Source organism: Trinickia soli (assembly GCF_002879855.1).
In the GTDB taxonomy this organism is placed as follows: domain Bacteria; phylum Pseudomonadota; class Gammaproteobacteria; order Burkholderiales; family Burkholderiaceae; genus Trinickia; species Trinickia soli.
In genome coordinates this window covers 1-16,227 of the sequence record NZ_PNYB01000026.1, presented here as the reverse complement: position 1 = coordinate 16,227, position 16,227 = coordinate 1, and the positions used below count along the sequence as shown (strand labels likewise).

Sequence of the window (16,227 nt, the reverse complement as noted above, 5' to 3'; positions counted from 1 at the left end):
TGCGCGCTTGATGCTGGAACGTCAGCGCTTAGCGCGCCGCTTGCCAGGACGGATGCGGGACTGCGGCTTCGCGGTCGAGCTTGCGCATACGGAATTCGAGATCGTACAGATCGGTGGCTTCGGCCAGGTACGCGTCGTTGCGTACCTTTTGACGCTCGTCGGCGGTTTGGGTCAGGAACAGAAACAGGCGGCTAAGTAGGAACATGACGGGCCTCGCACAGAAGATAGGTGTTAACACCTAGGCAATAACCCGCATTATAGGGAAAACCCTAGATGTGCGCCAGTGTCATCCGAGACTGTGGCGTTTTCGCATCGGATGTCCAGCTCACGGAGGCGGCCGCGGGTGCGTCAGCGGACTGCCGCTTTTCTTGCTGCGGTTGTGCGGCGACGGCGATGTTCGCGGAGGAAGGCCCAGATCATTGCGCTCGCGTCGGGCCCCGTCCCGGAATGGAACGGGACCGCTTCATCGCCGCCCGCCCACGCATGCCCCAGGCCGGCGACGCGGCACACGCGCACGATTGCACGATTGCCCGTCGAATAATCGTTGATGTGCGCCGCGCCCTCGGTCGTCTCGTGCAGCGAACCTGTCACGAAATTGCCCGAGTGATCGACAAAGCCGTTCAAGCGCAAGAATGCGAGGCCCAGCTGTTCGGCGTTTTTCGGCGCCACGACGCGGTCCGCGTCGCCATGCACGATGATGGCCGGCATCCCCGGGTAGCGGGCTGCGTCCACGAGGGCGTCGACGAGCGCGATCGGATCGCGCCGGGCGCCGCGCCGCATGACGTCCATCGCGGTCATCCCGGAGTGGGCTTCGCCCAATGCCGGTGCGGAATGCAAAGCAACAGCCGCAAAGCGCTCGGGATAGTGAAGCGCCAGCAGCGAGGCGAGTCCCGCGCCCGCCGACAACCCCGCCAGATAGATGCGCTCCGGGTCGACGCCATGATGCTCGATCAGGAAGTCGACGAGCGAGACGACCGCACGCGCCTCCCCGAGGCCCGCCGTGTCGACGTCGTCGTACCAATGCCAACATCGGTGCGCATGCGCGTGCTTGGATTGCTCGGGATAGACGACCGCGAACCCGTTAGCGTCGGCCACGAGGTTCATGCGCGTGCCCATCGCGAATTCGTCGATCGTCTGTTTGCAACCATGCAGCATGACGAGCAGCGGCATCGCCCGGCCGGCAGCCGTCGGCGGAACATAGAGGCCGTACGACAAATGATTGACGAGACGCCCCGGCAAAGGCGGGGCTGAATGGTAGGAACGCGTCCACTCGCCCTTCGTCCATGCGCCCGCGCGCGGACGAACGCGCGACTCCCGCGTTTTGCCCGAATCGCGCGGCTCACGGGCGGCGCGAGCGGCACGCACGCTGCCGACGCCGGTACCCGCGGGGCCCTTTGTCGAATCGGCACGCTTGCGGCGCTTCTTCTTTGTGGCTTGGCGCAACGACTCCGCTTGCGCGGCCGGCACGCCGTTCATCCAGCGCTTGAGGCCCTGCAGCCAGAGTTTCGTCAGACTTTTGGTCATTGGTCATGGCTCGCTAAAAAGGGACTGATGAGTACCGCGGCGCCGCTTTTTGACGCAATGCACAATATACCCTCTTCGCCTATCGCTCCCCGAGTGCGATCTCATTGATTGGAACTCTGCCGCCCGTGCGCGATCGCACTTCCGGGGCGTCCACAAGCCGCGGCGCTCGTTATACTGTCCCTTCCCTTCTCGCGTGTCGTCGATTCCGGCGCTCGCGCGTTGAATAGATAGGAGCCGCGCGGCCACCCCGCCTGGCATACGTTCGATATGCACGACCTGCCGCTTCACCTCTGGTTTTCGATTACGCGCCTCGGCGGCGCGGGCCTCACCCTGCCGCTCGCCGTGGCGATCGCGCTCTGGCTCACGCTCGGCTACTCGTGGCGCCTCGCCGCCGGCTGGCTCGGGATCATCGGCGCGGCAGCGGCCATCGTCACGCTGACGAAAATCGCTTTCCTGGGCTGGGGCGTCGGCGTGCGCGAGTGGAATTTCACGGGAGTGAGCGGGCATGCGATGCTGTCGACGGCCGTCTATCCCGTCGCTTTCTTTCTGACGCTGTTGCCGACGCGGACCGTCATCCGGCTCGTGGGCGTCGCGTGCGGCCTGGCGGCCGGGCTCGCCGTCGGGCTGTCGCGCGTCGTGCTCAGTGCGCACTCGCCGTCGGAAGCCGTGGCCGGTTGCACGGTCGGCGCGCTCGCGGCCGTGCTTTTCGTCTGGTGGGCGTGGGATGCCAAGCCCGGCAAGCTCTCCGCCGTACCGGTCGCAGTCAGCCTGCTCATGCTGACCGTGGCACTGCACGACGTGCGGGTGCCGACGCAGTATTGGATCACGCACATCGCGCTGCATTTGTCGGGCCGCGATCGGCCGTTCATCCGCGCACGTTGGCGCGTAGACCACGAAGCACCACGGCCTGTACCGGCCGCCCCGTCGGGCCACAGCGCCGCCCTGCCCTCCACCGTGACCTGAACGCCGGGCCAATCGGGCCATCGCCCGCCCGGCCTCCACGAACGATCCCGCTTATGTGCCCCGGGCCCGGTTATCCGCGCCTTCATATGTTTAACATCGGCTGATGCGCTATTACCTTGGCTATATTACGATGTCGCTTTCAGATCCTGCGCTTCGATCATGAACGACCGAATCCACACCGTCCGTCGGTATGCCCGCACTGCCGCGATATGCGCATTTGCCGTGGCCGCGTTCGCGGGCCAGCGCGCGGCGCATGCGGACGAACTCGTCGTGTCCGCGGCCGCCAGCTTGACCAATGCGTTTCGTCAGATGGCCACCGCCTTCGAAAAGACGCACGCCGACACGAAGGTGGTGCTCAATTTCGGCGCATCGGATGTGCTGCTGCAACAGATCGTGAACGGGGCGCCCGCCGATGTGTTCGCATCGGCCGATGAAAAGGCCATGGACAAAGCCGTGGACGCCAAAGCGGTGCTAGCGGACACGCGCCGCGATTTCGCAGCTAATTCACTGGTCATGATCGTCCCGGCCGACAGCACGCTGCCGATGCGATCGGTGCGCGAGACGCTGGCTCTGCCTCAGGTCAAGCACGTCGCACTCGGCAACCCCGCGTCGGTCCCGGCCGGGCGTTATGCGCAAGCTGCGCTCCAACGCGAAGGAGCATGGGATATCGTCAGCCCGAAAGCCGTACTGGCCGGCAATGTCCGCGAAAGCCTCGATTACGTGGCCCGCGGCGAGGCGGAGGCAGGCTTCGTTTTCGGCACCGATGCCGCGATGATGCCGCAAACGGTCAAGGTCGCCGCCGCGGTGCCGACCGGGACGCCTGTCACCTATCCGATCGCGCTCGTGCAAGGGAGCAAGCATGCAGCGGACGCCAAGGCGTTCGCGCAATTCGTGCTGTCGAAGGACGGCCAAGCCATTCTCGCCAGATTCGGCTTCCGGCCGGTGGCGCAGCACTGACACCCGATCGAGCCCCACGCCGTGCAAGACGCCTGGATTCCACTCGCGCTGTCGCTGAAAGTTGCCGGATGGGCGACGGCGCTCGATATCGTTTTTGGCGTCGCGGCCGCGCTGGCGCTCGCACGTTGGCGCTCGAGCGCGCGCGACGTCATCGACGCATTGTTGACGCTGCCGCTCGTCATGCCGCCCACCGTGCTCGGCTATTACCTGCTCGTGCTACTCGGGCGACGCGGCCCGATCGGCGGCTGGCTCGACACGTTCGGCCTGCGTCTCGTGTTTACGTGGCAAGGCGCCGTCATCGCGGCGATGATCGCCGCGTTCCCGCTCGTGCTCAAATCGGCCCGCGCTGCGTTCGAATCCATCGATCCGCAGCTCGAACATGCCGCGCGCACGCTCGGTATCGGCGAAGCCGCATTGTTCTTCCGCGTCACCTTGCCGCTCGCCGCCCGCGGCATCGTCGCGGGCGCGTTGCTCGCGTTCGCCCGGGGCCTCGGTGAATTCGGCGCGACGCTGATGATTGCCGGCAATCTGCCCGGGCGCACGCAAACGCTATCGGTCGCGGTGTATTCGGCTGTGCAAGCCGGTGACGATCATACGGCCAATGTCCTCGTGCTCGTCACGTCCGTCGTCTGTGTGGTCGTGCTGCTCGTTGCCGGACGGCTCGTACCGCAGCATTCGCTGCTGACGTCACGCTAAAGGCATCGCGATGACGCTGACCGTCGATATTCGAAAGACACTGGTGACGCGGGAACGCCGCTTCGACCTGTCGGTTTCGTTTACCGGCAGTTGCCAGCGCATCGTCCTGTTCGGCCCCTCGGGTGCGGGCAAGTCACTGACGTTGCAGGCCGTAGCCGGGCTGCTCAAGCCGGACAGCGGCGCCATCACGCTCGGCGGCGAACCGTTGTTCGATGCGGCGCGCGCCATCGACGTGCCCGCGCGATCGCGCGGTGCTGCCTATCTGTTCCAGGACTACGCGCTGTTTCCGCATTTGAACGTGCGGCAAAACGTCAGCTTCGCGTTGCGGCGAGGTTGGCTCAACCCGCGTGCGCACGAGCGATTGCGCGAAGTCGAATACTGGCTCGATGCGTTCGAGTTGAATGCCGTGGCGGGCAATTATCCGAACCAGCTTTCCGGCGGACAAAAGCAACGCGTCGCACTTGCGCGTGCGCTCGTGGCTCAACCGCGCATTTTGTTGCTGGACGAACCGTTCGCGGCGCTCGACGCCAACATGCGCGAGCGCATGCGCCGCGAGCTGTCCGATCTGCAAACGCGGCTCGATATCCCGATGGTGCTCATCACGCACGACGATGCCGACGTCGCCGTGTTTGGCGACCAGGTGGTGCAGATCGATCAAGGGCGCGTGCAGGAAAGCGAGCACTACCCGGCGTTCGTCGCGCGCAATACGCCGGAGTGATGCTTCGAATCCGCGCTTGCGTGGCGACTGCTGAGCGCCCCTCTCCGGCTCGTGCGGTCCCCGGCGATCCGCAGCGCTAGTCGGCGGTGCCGAGAATCACGCTCGATGCCTTGAACACCGCAACCGCGTGCTTGCCCGCCGCGAGCCCCAGCGCGTCGACGCTTTCGTTTGTGACGATCGCCGTAACCACCGTGGCGTTCGGATCAGGCGCAGCGCCCACCGCGCCATCGAGCGTCAACGATACTTCCGCATTGACTGCGCCGCGCGTGACCTGCGTGACGGTGCCGCGTAATTGATTGCGGGCCGAAAGGCGCAACGGTTGTCCCGCGGCGGCGTCGTTCGCCATGAGCATCACCCACGACGCCTTGACGAGTGCGAATGCCGGCGCGCCGACGACAAGACCTAGTGTCTCCGTGCTCTCGTGCGTGATGACCGCAACGATCGTCTGCCCGCCCGGCAGCGCGAGCGAAATCTCGTCGTTGACGCTGCCGCGCGTGACGGCCGACACCGTTCCATAGAGCTGATTACGTGCGCTGGTCTTCATTCCGATTCTCCCGATCAATGCCCAATCGCCTGCGAAATGTTCGATCGCGGCGCTCGCGCGCGCGATGAACCTGCGATGCTCGCGCTCGACGGCGTTGAAGGTTTCGATGAGACGACGGCCGCGCGGCGTCAGCGTCGTGCCACCGCCACCCTTGCCGCCGACGGAACGCATGACAAGCGCTTCGCCGGCGATGTTGTTCATCGCATCGACGGCATCCCATGCAGCCTTGTAGCTGATCCCGACGGCCTTCGCCGCAGCCGTGATCGACCCCGTATCCCGAATAGCCGACAACAGCGCAATGCGTGCCGCGCCACCCAAGGTTTCGTGCCCCGCGCGCAGCCAGACCGAACCGCCGAGTTCGACGGGCGCATGCGAGGAGTCGTCGGCACCCGAAGGAACCGGCGACGGCGAATGTTCGCTCATAAGGATTGAATGGTGGTGTGCTGACGGGAATCCCGATTATAGGCGGCGCGCCATACGTGCATGCCGCACTGTCACCTGTCACCCGTCATCGGCCACGTACGATCTTCGGTTTGCGCAACTCGCTGACGAGCCGCTCGCCCTCGACCGCCGACCAGCGGTTTACCGCTTCGCACCATCCGCGTGCAAAGCCTTGTTGATAGGGCGCTGCCGCGAGCGCTTCGAGAAAGCGCAATGCCGCCGTTGCGTCGCTGCCATCGCCCAGCACACTTTGAATTCGGCCCAGTTGCTTCGACATGTTGCGTCGGGTTTTGCGCGATGCCAGTGATTCGAAGAATTCGAGCGTGTAGCGCAAACGCTTCGCCTCGATTCGGCGACGGTGCCGCTCGGCCGGGCTCAGCGCCGTCAGCCCGGGCTTCGCGCATAGACGCGCGTGATGCTTGCACACGCGCTTGGCGGCATAGCTCGCCAGGGATTTATCGGTCATTGCAAGCGGCCCGGCCGACAAGCGCTGCATGGCGATCCATTTGAGCCACGCCAGCGAGAGCGCTGCGTACCGATGCGTCCGCAGCGCCCGCCGCAGCTGTTCGCGCGCTTCGTCACGCCGCGCCGCGGCGCGCGCCTGCAACGGCGCCCAGGCGGATGGATCGAGATCCGCGGCGACCAACATCGGGAGCGTGGCATCGACGAACACATCGAGATCGCGCGCTTGTCCAAGCAAGGCGCCGAGCCAATCCAGATCGGGGGCAATCGAGCGCTCCCACGTTTCGTCGCCCCATTGCCGGAATGTCTTCATCAGGCTTTTGAAGCGACGCAACGCGACACGCGTTTGATGCACGAACTCGGGATCGGTGCGAGCGCGCACGCCGGATTCGTTGCCGAACCATTGTCGAGCGATGCTGCCGCTGACGGCGACGAAGGCGTCGTGTGGAGTGCGCGCACGCGACAAATCGACACGCTTCGCGCGGATCGGCACGTGGCGCGCGGCCTGGGCAGCGGCAGACGGAGCAGCGGCAGCAGTGGCTGCGCATACGCGCGCGTAGCCGTCGGTGAGCGCCGGAAACACCGGCAACGTAGCAGCCAACGCATCGGCCGTCGCGAACAATGACTGCAACGCGGCGATTGTCGGAGCAGCCGATTCGCCTGGCTGGGTCCCCACGGCCCCCGAGGTTTCAATGCCCGCGTGCGGCTCGCTTTCGGGTGCTGCCAGCGGGCTGTCGGACACGACGTTTGCAGCCGTCGGCGCTTCGTCGATCCACGCCGCGAGTCGCAACTCGCAAAATGCGATTGGCGCGTGCGTTCGGTCGGGCGCATCGGTCGCCGGCGGCGACGTTTGCCGTTCAAGCGCCCTCGCGGGCTGTACGGCGGCGTCCGCCCCCTCTTCGCACAATGCGGCGCGCACATCGTGAAGCTCGATGTCGACCACAGCGCCATCCGGCGTACTCCGTCGCCATGCGACGCGGCGCGCCGCGAGGGCGGGCGATGGCGTGCAGTCATTCGGCTTGCCCAATGCATCCCGGATGCAGGCGGGCAACGCATCGTCGGGTTCAAGCGGCCTGCTGCGATCGAGCGTGGTCTCCGCTATCGTCGTGCACAGCCGAACACCGGGCGCGAGTTCACGGAAGTGCCGCGCCGTCGCGCGCTCAACGCCGCTCGCATCGACGCGCAGCAGTACCTGCGTCGTCCCCGTCGGATCGACGTACGCCCGAATCGTCGACGACGCCCACTCGCTCAGCGCGCTGACGGCCGGCATGCGACTGACGGCAGCGGCGATGGTCGCGGCAATGTCCGCATGCGCAGCTTGCGCGTGCGTGTCCGCACGTCTGCGGGTTGGTTTCGCCGATCCCTTCGCGGCACTTCGACGGGTCGCGCCTTCGTGCGGGGGCGAAGCCGTGGGTCCCGCCATCCATTCGCTCGCGGCCGTCAACTCGACCACGAGCACGAGTTCGACAGTGTCCGACATCCTCGCTGCCCCCATGACGTGCGACCTTCATGTTACACACGCCTGGGCCGGGGGATGGCTGTATTGCGTCGGCAACCGCGCATTGCCCCCGGGGGGAAGGCCGGCCCCTCAGCCCGGAACGTATTGCGCTTCCCCGTTGCCGAACGACCAATTCTCCGGCAGCACCTCGACCAGGCTGATGAACACGTCTTCCTTGCGCACGCCCGGGTTCTCCGCCAGCAGTTCCACGATACGGCGGTAGAGCGCCCGCTTCTTTTCCAACGGTCTCGTATTGCTGACGGTCAACTGGATCATGACGAAGCCGTCGCTGCGCTCGATGCCCAGATAGGTCCGGTTATAGATCAGATCCTCGGCCTTGTGCTCGGTCAGGACCATGAACTGATCGTCCTGCGGAACATTGAATGTGTCGACCAGCGCGCGTAGCACGCCGTCCGCCACGGCTTGTTTGTAGGCGGCCGATCGGCCGGCAGGCAGTGAAATTCTCGCGAGCGGCATGACTTCTCTCCGTGTTTTTGTAACGAGGTGTAGGCAAGATACCGTGCGTCAGTAATAATGAACAGAAATGTCTCTATATTTCTATCATTTCAAACGGAAATGAATGTGCTCGACCTCGATGCCGTCCGTGCTTTCGTTCATGTTGCCGACCTACGCAGCTTTACGCGCGCTGCCGATCTCCTCGGCACGACGCAATCGGCCGTCAGTCTCAAGGTAAAGCGGCTCGAGGCGCATCTCGGCAAGCCGTTGTTCGAGCGCACGCCGCGTTCGGTGCGCTTGTCCGTCGCAGGCAGCGGATTTCTCGATGCAGCGCGCGAACTGCTGGTCGCCCATGAACGCGCACTGGGCTCGCTTGGCGCCGCCGAGCGACGGCGTCTTAAAGTCGGCCTCAGCGAACACGTCGCCGGTCAGAACCTGGCGCCGCTCGTCGCCAGCCTGCATCGGCACGATCCGCGCCTTGTCGTCGAAATGCATCTCGGGTCGTCGGGTGACCTCGTCAGCCAATACGACACGAGGCGCCTCGATGCCGTCATCGTGCGACATGAGCCCGATGAAATCGCGGCGCGCACGGCGCATTTGGGAGGCGCATGGGACGGCGAGGCCCTGTTCGTGGAGCCGCTCGTCTGGGTCGCAGCCGCCGATTGGGCGCCGCCGGCAGGCGAACCGTTGCCGCTCGCCTTTCTCTCCGGGCCCTGCGGCGTGCGCGCTGCCGCCGTGCGCGCGTTGCAGGCCGCCTCGGTAAATTGGGAGGAAACGTTCGTCGGCGGCGGCATTGCCGCGATCGGTGCGGCGATCGCGGCCGGACTCGCCCTGTCCCCGCTCGCTTGGCGCGCCGCGCCGCCCGGCGTCGTCGATGTCGGTCAGAAGTTCGGCTTGCCGCCGCTGCCCGAATCGCACGTCGTCATGTATTCGCGCGTGCGCGAGCCGCGCTCGGCAGATTCGCTGCGCCTGCTGGCGAAGTCTCTCGCGAGGGTGTGAGGCGGCTCGCGTGCGCTCAGCGAATGTCGATCCGATACTGCACGAACTCGCTGCGCGGCGTGTAGCTGTCATAAAGCCCGCGTGCGCGATAGTTGTTTTCCTTCGTGGTCCAGTAAAGGCGCGACCAGCCTTGCGCCTTCGCCTCTTCGAGGAGCCAATCGATCAACTGCCGGCCGACCCCGCCGGCACGGACCGCCGGATCGACAAAGAGATCCTGCAAATAGCAGACGGGCGCCAGCAACGATGTGCTTTCGTGAATGACGTAGTGCGCAATGCCGATCACTTCGCCATCGCGTTCGGCAACGATCGCGTAGACGGCCGAGCGGTCATCGAGGATACGCGACCACGCATGCTGCGTGACCGGCTCGGAAGGCTCGCGTTCGTAAAAACGCGTGTAACCGTCCCACAGCTCACGCCACCGCGCTTCGTCGCGCGCTTCGATTCTGCGTATCGTCACCGTCATCGCTTCTGGCTCCAGCCATCTGAATAAAAAAGGGCGCCATCGCAGCGCAGTGCGCCAATCTTAACGCAGGTCGCCCCGCGTTGCAGCGGGCGCGCAAGCTGTGGGGCACCGTTTCCATGCACGCTTTTGGGCGTCACGGCAACGATGACCTTGCATTAATCCACAAATAGACTAACATCGACTTGTGGTTCAAATAGAGATTAATCATGTCGCCCGCCGCCGTTCATCATCTGTCGTCAGCCTCCGCGCGCGCCCGAAGGCCTTCGCACGGCGCCGCTCCGTCGATTGCGGACATGTCCGCGGCCGGGCTCCGGGCGTTCTTCAACATCGCGCGCGATTGGGGTCTCGCCATCGACGAGCAGATCGTGCTGCTTGGCTCGCCGGGCCGTTCGACTTTTTTCAAATGGAAGGCGGCGCCTGAGTCTGCGCGCCTCTCGCGCGATACGCTCGAGCGTCTGTCGCTGCTGCTCGGCGTCTATAAGGCATTGCAGATTCTGTTGCCGGAGCCTGCGGCCGCGGACGCCTGGGTCAAACGGCCGAACAGCGCCGCGCCGTTCGGCGGATCGAGCGCGCTCGATCGCATGCTGGCCGGCAATGTCAGCGATCTCGTCGCCGTGCGCCAATACCTCGACGCCATGCGAGGCGGATGGGCGTGACGAAGGCCGAAAACCGTCCATTGCCCGCACGGCTCGCCCACATCGATTGGTCGCCGGCGTACCGCGTCATCCCAACCCGGTTTCCGGCTGTGAATCTGTTCGATCGCGTGGCGTCGTCGGAAGACTTCGACGCCCTCTATGCGCTCGAAGCCATGACGAACGACCGTTTGCGCACGGAAGTGGGTGAGCTCGATCTCGTCCCGGCCGAGGAGCGCTGCTTCGGCCCCGGCTGCGGGCCGATCATGGCCGCGTTCACGCACCTGAATCCGCTCGGTAGTCGCTTTTCGGATGGTAGTTACGGCATCTTCTATTGCGCACGCGAGGCCCGCACCGCGGTCGCCGAAACGCGCTACCACGCCACGCTGTTTCTCGCCGCAACGAAGGAACCGCCGCTGCGTCAGCAGATGCGGCTCTATACGGTTCGCGCGCGCGGCGAGACGATCGATCTGCGCAACGATCCGGCGCTCGACGCCGCCGTCCTCTCTCCAACGGACTATTCGGCCGGCCAGGCGCTCGGCCGGCAACTCCGGGAAGCAGGCGCGGCAGGGATCGTTTATCCGTCCGTGCGCGATTCAGAGGGGGAGTGCCTGGCCGCGTTCAGGACGACGTTATTGCGTGATTGTCGACATGCCGCCTATTTGGAATACAACTGGAACGGCAGTGCGATCGACAGCGTCTTCGAGTTGAATCAGATCGGCTGAACCCGCCACGGCAATTTCAGGGCAGCGACATCTGGTCGGCGCCCTCGAACAGCGCCTGCGCAACCGAGATCGACCATGTTCGCGAAGTCAGCGCCTCGACGACTGTCAGCTTGCCCGTCGCCGCGAATGCGCCGGTATCGATGAAGATCTGCGCGCCGATGCGGCCGACCTCCTGCATCGGCGTGTGGCCGCAGTAGGTCGGCGACAGCCCCGCTTGGCGCTGCGCGACGCCGCCGCCCAGGGCAAGCTCGCGCCCCCATAACATTTGCTGACGCACACGCTCGCTGAAGTCGCCCGCATCGAGCGCGGCATCATCGCCGAAAAACTCCGCATGCAGGACATTGAAGCGACGCGATCCGCTGCCGACGACACGCACGAGCGGCAACGTCCGCAGACGCGCCGCATAAGCCTGCAAAACCGGCTCAGGCACCGCCTGCGCCCATTCGCCGCCCAGCGAATTCCAGGCACTTTGCCGCATCAGGCCTTCAGCGACGAGGCATAGCGCTTCTTCATGGTTGCCGAGCACAGGGAAGAACCAAGGCTTGTCGAGCAGCGCGAGCGCCTGCCGCGAGTGCCTACCGCGATCGATCAGATCGCCAACGGAGAACAGACGGTCGCACGCGGGATCGAACACGATCTCGCGCAGCAGGTAACGTAGCGCGTCGACGCAACCGTGCAGATCGCCCACGACGAAGTCGCGGCCGGCCGTATTGGCCGCATGCCGGCAAACGATCGGAGAAGCCTCGCGTCTTGTGTCCATACGGGCAATCATAGTGCGGGGTGGACATCGGGGTAGGTATCGCTATGGGTATCGACATCGGTACAGGCATCGATACGTGCATCGGTACCGCTACTGCGCGCGCTTGCGCAGTCTGGCAATGTCGCCGGCCGTCACCGTCGCCTTTGGGTTCCCGAAGCGCTGAGTCACATAGTTCGCGAGCGCCGCAATCTGGTCGTCGTTCAACTCGCCGCCGAAGGCCGGCATCAGCACGTCGGCATCTTTCGTCTGACGATTCACGCCGTGCAGGATCACCATCACCAGGTTACCGGCATCGGGTGAACCGACGGTGCTGTTATGGATCAGCGAAGGGTAGGCAAGCGGCGCCGTGCCGCCTACGCCCTGCCCCGTCCAATTGTGACAACTCGCGCAGTTGGCCAGGAACAATTGCGCACCGTCGACGCCCGTCACGCGGGCGCCGCGCAAGCGCTTCACGTCGTCGGCCGGCCGCCCCCATTGATCGCGCGCATGCATTTGTCCGCCGGAGACCGGGGGCAGCGAGCGCAGGTAGATGCGAATCGCCCGCAAGTCGTCGGGCGACAGATATTGCGTGCTGTCAGCCACGACGTCGGCCATCGGCCCCGCCGCATTCGCCCGACCGGCCGCCACGCCCGTGGCCAGATAGTGCTCGATGTCGTCGTCGCTCCAATTGCCGATGCCGCCCGCTTTGTCGGCCGTGACGTTGAATGCGTGCCATCCGGCCTGCTTTTCACCCCCGAAGCGATCGCTCGATCTGAGGCCCTGCATCAGGTTGCGCGGCGTATGGCATTCCTCGCAATGGGCCAGCCCTTCGACGAGATAAGCCCCCCGATTCCACTGCGGGCTTTGCTTCGGGTCGGGCACGAAGCGCCCTTGGCGGAAATTGAACAGCTTCCAGAACCACATCAGCCAGCGTTGGTTGAACGGGAAGTTCAGGTTGTTGCGCGGCGGCGTATAGCGGATCGGCGTCACCGTGTTCAGATAGGCGCGAATCGCCAGCAGGTCGCGTTCGGCCACGCGCGTGTATTCGGGATATGGGAACGCGGGATACAAATGCTGGCCGGCTTTGCCGACGCCTTCCTGCATGGCCCGCAGAAAATCGGCGTCGGTCCAACGGCCGATACCCGTGTCGGGATCGGGCGTGATGTTCGGCGTGTACAAGGTCCCGAACGGCGTGCCGATCGGCACACCGCCCGCGAACGGACGGCTCTTGTCCGCCGTGTGGCAGGCGATGCAATCGCCGACTCGCGCAAGGTATTCGCCACGCTTGACGAGATCGGTGCTGTTTGCGTCCGTCAGCGCGGCCGATGCGGCCGCCTCGTCAGCGCCGCCCCCGGGCCCCGCCGGGGCTGAAGCCACCGTCCCGTTGGCGGAGGCTGCGGAGGCGGCTGCCGTGGCAGAAGAGGCCGCGCTCGCCATGGACGACAAGCTCGGCGCCGTTGCCGGTGTAGAGGCGGTCGGCACGGCCGGGGCATTGAGCACAGCCGAAGCATTCGTCGAAGACGCTGCGCTCATCGCGTTCTGCGCCGTCGTGCCGCTCGTGCCGCTCGCACCGGCCGTCGCGACTTCACTGCCGCCTTGCGCGCGCGCAAGGGAGACGGGTATTTCGTCGGCCGACGACGTTTCGCTGTCGGCCGACGCATGCCAGGCAAGATACAAAGCGAACATCGAGAAGGCGGCCGCAAAACCGGCCATCCGCAGCGGGCGATGTCCCACGCGATGAGACTGCGCGTCGAAGTGCGAGGTGCTCGCGTCGGAACCCGGGTGTTGATTCGTCATCGGAAGTTTCATCGGGTCATCGTGCAATCAGAGCTCATGCTTGAGCTTATCGGCGAGCCGCAGCGCCAGCGCCGCGATCGTCAACGTGCAATTGACCGAGGCGGCGGTCGGCATCACGCCGCTCGTCGCGAGGAACAGGTTCGGGTGGTCGTGCGTCCGGCATTCGGCGTCGACGACCGAGTCCGTCGGGTCCGTGCCCATGATCGTCGTGCCCATGATGTGATTGTTCGGGGCGAAGCGATCGTCGAAGCTGACCTCCTGGCCACCGAACATACTCGCGATCTGCGCATAGAGTTCGTGTGTGTTCGCCGCGCTCTTCTTCACATAGTCGTTGATCGAGTAGTGGATCTCGGGGTGCGGGATGCCCAGCGCATCTTTGTGGTCCGCTGACGGCACGATCCGGTTCTGCGGTTCGGGCAGGTGCTCGTGGAAGCTGTTGATCGTCAGTGTGCGAGCCGCGCGGTCGCGGATCTGCCGGTCGAGCTCGGCGCCCGTCACGCCCTTGTCGATGAGCGCCGCCGTGATCGACATCGTCGGCACGCCGTTCGACAGATGCAGTTTCTTCGATGCATAGTCGGAACGAAACGCCCCATCGCGGAAGTTGACGATCGACGTCATCTCCATCGGCCCGCGCCCGGGCCACAGCGCTTCGTTCGCCAGGAAGCTCACGCCCGTGCCCGGATGGTCCATCAGATTGCGCCCGACCTGGTCGGAACGATTGCCGATGCCGTGGGGGAATTTGCTTGATGTCGACATCAGCATCAGCTTCGGCGTTTCAATGCCGTTCGCGGCAAGCACGAACAGCTTGCCCGTCACACGCGTCGTGCCGCCCGATGCGTTCTTGTAATGGACAGCCGAGATGAGCCCCTTGTCGTCGGCCTCGATGCGATAGACCACCGCTTGCGGGATCAGCGTCGCACCGGCCTGCTCCGCCTTCTCCGCATGCACGATGCCGTTGTACATGGCCCCAATCGGGCAGATCGGCATGCAGTTGTTGTTGCCGCAACACGTGGGCCGCTCGTCGTACGGACGGCTGTTGCGCGCGACCGGTTCGGGCACCACCTTGAAGCCGTTCGCGTTCAGCACTTCGCTGAAACGAGCGTCCATGTACGACAGCGGCAGTTGCGCCATCGGGTAGGGCTTCGAGCGCGGCGAACCCAGATCGATCGCGTTGTCCGGCCCGGACACGCCAAGCTCAACCTCGGCCGCGTAGTACCAGGGCTCGAGCGCTTCGTACGGAAACGGCCAATCGCGGCCGACCCCGTAAGTCGTCTTCAGCTTGAAATCCGAAGGCAGCAGGCGCCAGGCGGCGGCGGCCCAGTGCCACGTCGTTCCGCCGACGAGACGAAGGTACTGCGAGTTGTACGGATAGTCGCCCTTTTGGATCAGATAGCCGTTTTCTGGCGAGTATTCGGGATGCGGCGCGTAGGGCATCGACGGATACGGCGTCGCGAAGTCGTCCTTGGCCGGCGAATTGCGGAAATTTTCGACGATCTGCCAGCGCGGGATGCGCGGCCCGGCCTCGAGCAGGATGACCGAGGCGCCCGCCAATGCAAGCTGATGCGCGACGAGACTGCCCGCCACGCCCGAACCGACCACGACGACGTCGGCCGAGGGGTTGTTTGCCATAAACGCTTCGCCTGATTCGTTGTTCTGCTTCTGTTGCAAATGCGCGGACCGCGTAGCGAGCCATTCGCGAGCCTGCCGAGTCGCCACCGCGCCCGCGCGGGGCAGTCACGTTACGCGACAGTCGGTTTGGAGGCCCAGTAGTACGGCACGTCGCGGCAATACGAAGGAATTGTGAGCACGTCGTTCACCGGATCGAACATCAACGCGTGTTCGTAAGCGAGCACCTGGACTGTCGGCAACTCGCCGACGAGGCCGAGGTACCAGGCGCGCACGATGTGTCCGACCGTCTTCGACAAACGCGCGTCCTCGCTTGCCAGCGCGGCTGTCACCGTATCGCTCGGCACGCCGCCGTGGGTCTTGAGCCAGGTGTTGAGCGCGGCGACATCGGCGACGAACGCGCTGTCGGCTTTGCTCAATGCGTCGTAAATGCGCGAGGCGAGCGTCGCGTCGAGCGCCGCGCGCCCGGTCAATTGTTTGGAAAGCGCCGTGAAAGCATCGAGCCCGCCGCCGGCCGGCGGCGTAAACGCGAATGCGCGTTGCGAAGCGAACGGCAACCCGATCGTGGCCGTCACGGCCAACGCCGCAGCGCAGGCCGATGCGCCCAGTACAAATTCTCTGCGCGTCGAAGCCGGCTGCACGTCGCGTGGCCGGCGAATTCGGGCATGGGTCATGTGGGCTCCAGCTTCTATCCAGGACAACGCAGGCACAGGGCTTACATTGCATACCCCCGACTCCGGTCTTATCGGCCGCCTCGGCCGGCGGTCTTTCGGTATCTTTCTCTGTCAGCGTGCGCGGGCAGGCCCACAGGCAGCGAATATAGCTGCGTCGCAGCATTTAGACAATCAGGAGACAAAAATTGTTAGCCCAAAGTCGTAATGTCCCCTTCCAACAAAGTACAAATGTCCCCTTTTGGTTCGTGAGGGGGCGGCACGGTGGAAGGGCTAGTGTCGATGAGCGCGAAGGAACGAGAGCGGCAACGGGTGA

At 65.0% G+C, this 16,227-nt stretch carries 17 protein-coding genes; 7 read left to right on the top strand and 10 right to left on the bottom strand.

Going from position 1 to position 16,227, the window contains the following annotated elements:
- Positions 1-28: 28 nt before the first annotated feature.
- Positions 29-205: a DUF3563 family protein gene (locus tag C0Z19_RS23155; protein WP_102612185.1), complete on the bottom strand. Its 177-nt coding sequence runs from the start codon at positions 203-205 to the stop codon at positions 29-31.
- 143 nt (positions 206-348) lie between these two features.
- A complete protein-coding gene (locus tag C0Z19_RS23150) occupies positions 349-1,524 on the bottom strand; it encodes an extracellular catalytic domain type 1 short-chain-length polyhydroxyalkanoate depolymerase (RefSeq protein WP_102612184.1) in 1,176 nt (391 codons plus the stop codon).
- 267 nt (positions 1,525-1,791) lie between these two features.
- Here C0Z19_RS23150 and C0Z19_RS23145 point away from each other — a divergent pair, with 267 nt between their 5' ends.
- The 4 genes from C0Z19_RS23145 (at position 1,792) to C0Z19_RS23130 (ending at position 4,858) form a co-directional block, all read left to right on the top strand.
- Positions 1,792-2,487: a phosphatase PAP2 family protein gene (locus C0Z19_RS23145; protein WP_102612183.1), complete on the top strand. Its 696-nt coding sequence runs from the start codon at positions 1,792-1,794 to the stop codon at positions 2,485-2,487.
- A 159-nt stretch (positions 2,488-2,646) separates the two neighbouring features.
- Positions 2,647-3,444, top strand: a complete 798-nt coding sequence (modA, locus tag C0Z19_RS23140; protein ID WP_102612182.1) for a molybdate ABC transporter substrate-binding protein — start codon at positions 2,647-2,649, stop codon at positions 3,442-3,444.
- A 21-nt stretch (positions 3,445-3,465) separates the two neighbouring features.
- Complete coding sequence (gene modB, locus C0Z19_RS23135) at positions 3,466-4,140, top strand: molybdate ABC transporter permease subunit (protein WP_102612181.1); 675 nt, start codon at positions 3,466-3,468, stop codon at positions 4,138-4,140.
- Between the two features lie 10 nt (positions 4,141-4,150).
- Positions 4,151-4,858, top strand: a complete 708-nt coding sequence (locus tag C0Z19_RS23130; RefSeq protein ID WP_102612180.1) for an ABC transporter ATP-binding protein — start codon at positions 4,151-4,153, stop codon at positions 4,856-4,858.
- Positions 4,859-4,934: 76 nt separating this feature from the next.
- On the opposite strand, the gene C0Z19_RS23125 is transcribed toward C0Z19_RS23130, so the two are convergent.
- The 3 genes from C0Z19_RS23125 to C0Z19_RS23115 all read right to left on the bottom strand — a co-directional run bounded on the left by C0Z19_RS23125 (position 4,935) and on the right by C0Z19_RS23115 (position 8,280).
- Positions 4,935-5,825, bottom strand: a complete 891-nt coding sequence (locus C0Z19_RS23125; protein ID WP_102612179.1) for a TOBE domain-containing protein — start codon at positions 5,823-5,825, stop codon at positions 4,935-4,937.
- 85 nt (positions 5,826-5,910) lie between these two features.
- Positions 5,911-7,785, bottom strand: a complete 1,875-nt coding sequence (locus C0Z19_RS23120; protein WP_158243052.1) for a CHAD domain-containing protein — start codon at positions 7,783-7,785, stop codon at positions 5,911-5,913.
- A 108-nt stretch (positions 7,786-7,893) separates the two neighbouring features.
- Positions 7,894-8,280 carry a tautomerase family protein gene (locus tag C0Z19_RS23115; RefSeq protein WP_102612177.1) on the bottom strand — a complete coding sequence of 129 codons (387 nt, stop codon included), beginning with the start codon at positions 8,278-8,280 and terminating at the stop codon, positions 7,894-7,896.
- Between the two features lie 99 nt (positions 8,281-8,379).
- Here C0Z19_RS23115 and C0Z19_RS23110 point away from each other — a divergent pair, with 99 nt between their 5' ends.
- Entirely contained in the window at positions 8,380-9,258 is an 879-nt protein-coding gene (locus tag C0Z19_RS23110) for a LysR family transcriptional regulator (protein WP_102612176.1), read from the top strand.
- Between the two features lie 16 nt (positions 9,259-9,274).
- Here the strand turns inward: C0Z19_RS23110 and C0Z19_RS23105 are convergent, their stop codons facing one another.
- A complete protein-coding gene (locus tag C0Z19_RS23105; protein ID WP_102612175.1) occupies positions 9,275-9,721 on the bottom strand; it encodes a GNAT family N-acetyltransferase in 447 nt (148 codons plus the stop codon).
- A 206-nt stretch (positions 9,722-9,927) separates the two neighbouring features.
- Between C0Z19_RS23105 and C0Z19_RS23100 the strand changes: the two genes are divergently transcribed.
- Both C0Z19_RS23100 and C0Z19_RS23095 read left to right on the top strand, forming a co-directional pair.
- Complete coding sequence (locus C0Z19_RS23100; RefSeq protein WP_102612174.1) at positions 9,928-10,377, top strand: MbcA/ParS/Xre antitoxin family protein; 450 nt, start codon at positions 9,928-9,930, stop codon at positions 10,375-10,377.
- Positions 10,368-11,078 (top strand): RES family NAD+ phosphorylase, encoded by a 711-nt coding sequence (locus C0Z19_RS23095; protein ID WP_102612173.1) that lies wholly within the window; start codon positions 10,368-10,370, stop codon positions 11,076-11,078. Before C0Z19_RS23100 ends, C0Z19_RS23095 begins: the two co-directional genes overlap by 10 nt.
- Before the next feature lie 16 nt (positions 11,079-11,094).
- Here the strand turns inward: C0Z19_RS23095 and C0Z19_RS23090 are convergent, their stop codons facing one another.
- The 4 genes from C0Z19_RS23090 to C0Z19_RS23075 all read right to left on the bottom strand — a co-directional run bounded on the left by C0Z19_RS23090 (position 11,095) and on the right by C0Z19_RS23075 (position 15,914).
- Positions 11,095-11,838 carry a metallophosphoesterase gene (locus tag C0Z19_RS23090; protein WP_102612172.1) on the bottom strand — a complete coding sequence of 248 codons (744 nt, stop codon included), beginning with the start codon at positions 11,836-11,838 and terminating at the stop codon, positions 11,095-11,097.
- A 90-nt stretch (positions 11,839-11,928) separates the two neighbouring features.
- Positions 11,929-13,626, bottom strand: a complete 1,698-nt coding sequence (locus tag C0Z19_RS23085) for a c-type cytochrome (RefSeq protein WP_233196255.1) — start codon at positions 13,624-13,626, stop codon at positions 11,929-11,931.
- A 15-nt stretch (positions 13,627-13,641) separates the two neighbouring features.
- Positions 13,642-15,243, bottom strand: coding sequence for a GMC family oxidoreductase (locus C0Z19_RS23080; RefSeq protein WP_102612226.1), 1,602 nt, complete (start codon positions 15,241-15,243; stop codon positions 13,642-13,644).
- A gap of 110 nt (positions 15,244-15,353) precedes the next feature.
- Positions 15,354-15,914, bottom strand: a complete 561-nt coding sequence (locus C0Z19_RS23075; RefSeq protein ID WP_102612171.1) for a sugar dehydrogenase complex small subunit — start codon at positions 15,912-15,914, stop codon at positions 15,354-15,356.
- Positions 15,915-16,227 lie beyond the last annotated feature (313 nt).